This window comes from Streptomyces sp. NPDC048142 (genome assembly GCF_043202835.1).
In the GTDB taxonomy this organism is placed as follows: Bacteria; Actinomycetota; Actinomycetes; order Streptomycetales; family Streptomycetaceae; genus Streptomyces.
Window position 1 is genome coordinate 1 of record NZ_JBIDBC010000073.1, and the last position, 5,284, is coordinate 5,284.

The 5,284-nt window shown below is 71.0% G+C and carries 3 protein-coding genes; all 3 read left to right on the top strand.

Annotation, left to right across the window (positions count from 1 at the left end; all coding sequences use genetic code 11):
* Positions 1–551 precede the first annotated feature (551 nt).
* A complete protein-coding gene (locus ACGF2Y_RS36465; RefSeq protein ID WP_392956366.1) occupies positions 552–755 on the top strand; it encodes a DUF6229 family protein in 204 nt (67 codons plus the stop codon).
* A 114-nt stretch (positions 756–869) separates the two neighbouring features.
* Positions 870–3,749 (top strand): type 2 lanthipeptide synthetase LanM family protein, encoded by a 2,880-nt coding sequence (locus tag ACGF2Y_RS36470; protein ID WP_392956369.1) that lies wholly within the window; start codon positions 870–872, stop codon positions 3,747–3,749.
* A 924-nt stretch (positions 3,750–4,673) separates the two neighbouring features.
* Positions 4,674–5,207 (top strand): hypothetical protein, encoded by a 534-nt coding sequence (locus ACGF2Y_RS36475; RefSeq protein ID WP_392956371.1) that lies wholly within the window; start codon positions 4,674–4,676, stop codon positions 5,205–5,207.
* Positions 5,208–5,284: the final 77 nt, after the last annotated feature.

Sequence of the window (5,284 nt, forward strand, 5' to 3'; positions counted from 1 at the left end):
GCAGCCTCGGCTACCGCAGTCCCGCCGAGTACGAGACCGCGCTCGCGGCCTGACCACCACACCAATGGTGTCCGTCAAAGCGGAGCAAGCTCAGGACCGTGGAGGGCGCGGTTACCACGCCAAGATGGCCGCCGCGGCAGCTGGGGTACCTGGACGAGATCACGGACCACTTCTGGGCGGCCGTCGGCCCATGGCAAACGCCCCGGCGCGGTCTCGCGGAGCGGCGCGAAGCGTCCGCACGGAGGACGGTGAATGGCCAAATGTGTATGGACCGCACCACTTGACGGGCACGGTCACCGTCCGCCGCGTCTCCGTCCAGGCGGGTACGCCGGACCGGGCCGCGCGGGGCGGGCACCGCCCGCCACCTCGCCTCGCGTCCCGGCGCACCGATCGGCGACCACCGGACCGACGGCGCGGTGGCGGTTTCCGGACCGGACCGGGCGCGCCTGAACGCCCGTTTGATGATTGGCCGGTTCTGGCAGACCCGGACGGACACCATCCGGTGGATTCTGTAGCTCCGTGCATTCCCGGCGATTCGTAGGAGGAACCGCATGCCCGTCATGTCCGCCACCCGTACCGACGAGATCGTCGCCGCCTGGCTCCAGGGCGCCGAAACGGCCTTCGGCGCCGACAACCCGGCCGGCCCGCTCTACGTGGGCGGGGCGGCCGGAGAGGCCGCGCTGACCGACGCCACCGAGGCGATGTTCACCGGGTGCAGCAGCTGCACCGGTTCGTGGCACAGCTACTGCTGCTGACGAACCACCGTACGGCACCGCTCGCAACACCCCGGGGAGCCCTCACGGGCTCCCCGGCCCGCGCCACCACCTCAGGCCAGATCACGTGTACCAGCCGTCAGGAGAGGACTCAGCATGGTGGAACCGGTGGCAGCGGCCCGCTCGGCCGACGGATCGCCGCCCGAGGGATGGTTCGCGGGACCGGTGGACACCTTCGCGGGCCCGCTGTTCGCGGAGCTGGACGACCGGATCCCGGAGATCGCCGGGCTGGCCGCCGACGAGCGGGCGGTACTCCGCGAGGCGACGCGCGAGGCCCTCGGCCGTACCCTCCAGCTCCGGCTCAACCGGGCGCTCCTGCTGGAGCTGCGGGCCGCCGGCCTGGCCGGCGAACTGCCCGGCGCGGACTCGGCCGCCCGCTGGAACGCCTTCCTCCGGCACGCCTCCGCCCCCGAATTCGCCGAGACCCTGCACCGGCGGTACCCGGCGCTGCGCGAACGGGCCTTCGCCTGCGGGCGCCTCCTGATCGAGGGCGCGCTGGAACTGGGCACACGACTCGCCGCGGACCGGGAGGCCATCGCCGGCCTGCTCGGCGACGATCCGGGACCGCTGCGCGCGCTGGAGCTCGCCCGCGGGGACACACACCACGGAGGGCGGGCGGTGGCCCGGGTCCTCTTCGAGGCGGGCAGCGTCATGTACAAGCCGCGGCCGGTGGAGGTGGACGCCGCGCTGCGCTCCTTCGTCGCCGCCGTCCCCGGCGCCGAGGACCTGGGCGTGCCGAGGGTGGTGGTCCGGGACGGCTACGGCTGGGCCGAGCACCTCGGCCACCGCTACTGCCGGGACGAGGCGGAACTCGCCCGCTTCTACCGTGCCCTGGGCGGATGGCTGGCGGTGATGCGACTCCTCGGCGGGACCGACCTGCACGCCGAGAACCTGGTGGCCCACGGCCCGGTGCCCGCCGTGGTCGACGCCGAGGCCCTGTTCACGCCCGATGTCGAAGTTCCGCCGAGCGGGCGCGGTGACGCCGTCGACCAGGCGGCCCGGACGATCCGTAACACCGTGCTGCGCACCGGCATCCTGCCGCTCCGTACCGACGGCTACGCCCTCGCCGGTGTGGATCTCTCGGCCGCGGGCGGTCTGCCCGGCCAGCAGCCGCAGATCCGTGTCCCGGTCATCGCGGACGGGGGGCTGGACACCGCCCGCATGGAGGTCGGTGTGGTGGACCTGCCGCCGGCCAATAACCACCCCAGCCCCGAGCCGGTGCTGATCCGCCACTGGGACCAGGTACTGACCGGTTTCGACGGGCTCACCGGGGCGCTGGCGGAGCTCGACGCCGACGGTGATCTGGGCAAATTGCTGGGGGTGTTCGACGGGTGCCAGGTCCGCAGGATCCGACGGCCCACCCAGACGTACACGGATATCGGCCGGATGCTCTGGCACCCGGCTTCGCTGCATGACCCCGACGCCGCCCTGGAACGGGCCCGGGACATCCTCCACCGCAACGCCCTCGCCGCCCCGGGCGCGCCCCGCGAACCGGCGGTGATCGACGGGGAGATCGCAGACCTGCTGATCGGCGACGTCCCCGTGTTCGGCGAGCGGGTGGACGGACAACGGTCGGCCGCCTTCCTGACCGGGTGGCGACAGGCGGACCTCGCCCGCGAGCGGGACACCATACGCAGCGCGCTGGTCGGTGCCTATCTGAACGAACGGCAGCTCCCCGACCGGGTACGGACGCCCACCCGGTCACCGAGCGCCGAGGACCTGGACCGACGGCGGCGCACGCTGGCAGCCACGGCCGTGGAGAGGATCTGCGCGGCGGCCGTGCGTGGTACCGACACCACCGCGACCTGGATCAGTCCGGTGCTCACGGACTACGGCTGGGCGGTCCGCCCGCTCGGCGCGGACCTCTACACCGGCCAGGGCGGCGTCGCCCTCGCTCTCGCGGAGTACCTGAGGGAGCAGCGCGCCGGGCGGGCCGACCCGGTGGCCGGTGTCGAGTCCGTGCTGGCCGGCACCCTGGAGGTGCTGGCCGCCACCGAGGACACCACGCCGACCCGCCAGCTCGGCGGGTTCACCGGACTCGCCTCGCAGGTGTGGACCTGGGAGTCCCTGCACCGCGTCCTCGGTACGCCCGGACTGCTCGACCGCGCCCGCGCCCGGGCAGCGCTGCTGACCCCGGAGCTCATCGCCGAGGACCGGGCTCTCGACGTGCTCAGCGGCGTGGCCGGCGTGATCGTCCCACTGCTCGACCTCACCGAACTCACCGGCCAGGAACGGTGGGTGGACATCGCCGCCGAAGCCGGACGGCGATTGGAACGGACCGCGGTCGTCGACGACCGCGGAGCACGGTGGTCCACGGTGATGTTCCCGGAGGGCATCGGCGGCTTCGCCCATGGCGCCACCGGCGCCGGCTGGGCGCTCACCAGGCTCGCCCTCTCCGCCGCCGGGAGCACGGCGGATCGGCGCCGGTGGTACGAACTGGGCTCCTTGGCCCATGACTTCGAGGAGTCTCTGTACTCGCCCGGGGAACGGGCCTGGGCCGACGCGAGGATCGGAGGAGACGTCGACCATCCCACCGCGTGGTGTCACGGCAGCACGGGCATCGGCCTGGCCGCCGTCGACCTCCACGGGCGAACCGGCGACCCCCGCCATCTGAACACCGCGCTCCGCTCGGGACCGGCCGGCCTGCGCGAGGGCTTCGGATGGAGCCACACCCTCTGTCACGGCGACCTCGGACTCTGGGAGATCCTCCACCGCCTGCGCGGCCTCAAAGGGTACGAGGGGCCGTCCGCCACGGAAGCCGACGCGGAGTTGCTCACCGGCATCGAACAGCGCGGTCCGGTCGGCGGCCTCGCCAAGGAGGCGTTCGCACCGGGGCTGCTCCCGGGGTTGTCCGGGGTGGTCCACCATCTGCTGCGGATGCACCCGGACGCCCGGCTGAGCTCTCCGCTCCTCCTGGCCCTCCCCCCAGAACCGGGACCGGAACCGGACCATGCACCCGGGCAGTCGCCTGTGTGAGCCGGTCGGCGAACGCCAGGGCCCCAGCTACCGACCGGACAAGCGGCGCGTCACACGCAGGGGCCGTGGGATCATCATCATGGCTTCACACCCACGCTCCGCCTGAACCCCCAGGTCAAGAAGGTCGGGGCCCGGTGGGGCAGACCAGGGCCGCCAGTTTCACCACACCGATGCGAGGCGATCGCCACACGCAAGGCCGCCCATCCCGGGGCGTTTGCGCAGGTCAAAACGTTTTTCTTGGTGGGGCGGGTGGGACTCGAACCCATAGGCGTGACGCCTCTCACCTGCGACGATGCAGGAAAGACGGACATAATCACCCGTTTCAATCCGCCTGCGTCCTCCTCGATCCTGCTCGATCGGGAACCGTTCGGCGTTCGCCGCACCACTTTCCCTGCGTCCCGCACTCCCACCGCACCCGCGGAGCTTCGGAAAACTCCGCCCGCCAGCGTCCTCACTTCACTGCGCGAGTTTCCATGAGCTCCCCACGCTCTGCCCCATGCTCGCCTACTGCGCACAGTTACTCTGTGTAGTGCCACGCTGAGGTCTGGGGCGTCTACACGTTGAACGTCCTTACCCTGGCAGCCGGCTGCTGGGCGACCTTCGGGTCGCCACAGCGAGTCGTCGGTTCAGCGGATCAGGTGGTTGAGCCCCACCGTGACCGCCGTGGTCACAGCAGCTCCCCCGGCGACACGGAGGATGTGCGTGAGGATGCCCTTCCGCCATGCCGGGCGGTGGTCCCGTACCGGGCGGCGACGGATGGGACAGCGCGTACGGATACATGGGCCCTCCAAGGGTGCCAGGCCCTCGTGCCGCCGACTTTGCGAGAGGGAGCGGCGCGAGGGCGTTTCGTTGCTCCTCACTTTGGGCCAGCGGAGCCCGAGAAGTCCCCTCGATCGCCCTCCATCTCGGTGTAAGTTCCAGCCCATGACAGACCAGCCGGGCGAGTGGTCGGCCGGGACGGCTGACGACCTGGTGGAGGATGCCCGCTCCCTCGGGATCAAGCTCAGTCCGCGGACGGTCACCGACTACGTCGAGGTGGGTCTCCTCGCGCCTCCGCTCTACCACAAGACAACGCAACGGGGCAGCGACCGCCGGATCTATCCACCGGAGCAGCGTCGGCTGTGCTACGAGCTGAACGCGGCCAAACTCAGATCACCAATCGCACGCGTCCCTCACCGGACCATGATTCCCGTGGTCCTCTACGTCTGGTGCATGAACGACACCGTCGTCCCGGACGGCCAAGCCCGTAGAGCACTTCGGACCTGGGCGCAAAGCGTCGGCATCAACTCCGGACCGCGCCGCAGGAGCACCGCGAACAAGGTCGTCGCTCAGTTCGCAGATCCGGCGGCAATCAGCGGTCAGCGTCGGATCGCGGAACAGTGGATCCGCGCCGGGGAAGAGAGCCGGAGGCCGGACTTCGACAACATCGCGGACGCTCTCAGAGGGCGTTTGATCTAGTCAGATTGCCCTTTATCTCCTAGTAAGTTCCTCGCCAGGTGGGTATGGTCTCGTCCGTTATGCGCTTGGCGAGGTTG

Bases quoted from the DNA above. Each gene is read 5' to 3' on its own strand.
- ACGF2Y_RS36465 (WP_392956366.1), top strand. From the start codon at position 552: ATGCCCGTCATGTCCGCCACCCGTACCGACGAGATCGTCGCCGCCTGG.
- ACGF2Y_RS36470 (WP_392956369.1), top strand. From the start codon at position 870: ATGGTGGAACCGGTGGCAGCGGCCCGCTCGGCCGACGGATCGCCGCCC.
- ACGF2Y_RS36475 (WP_392956371.1), top strand. From the start codon at position 4,674: ATGACAGACCAGCCGGGCGAGTGGTCGGCCGGGACGGCTGACGACCTG.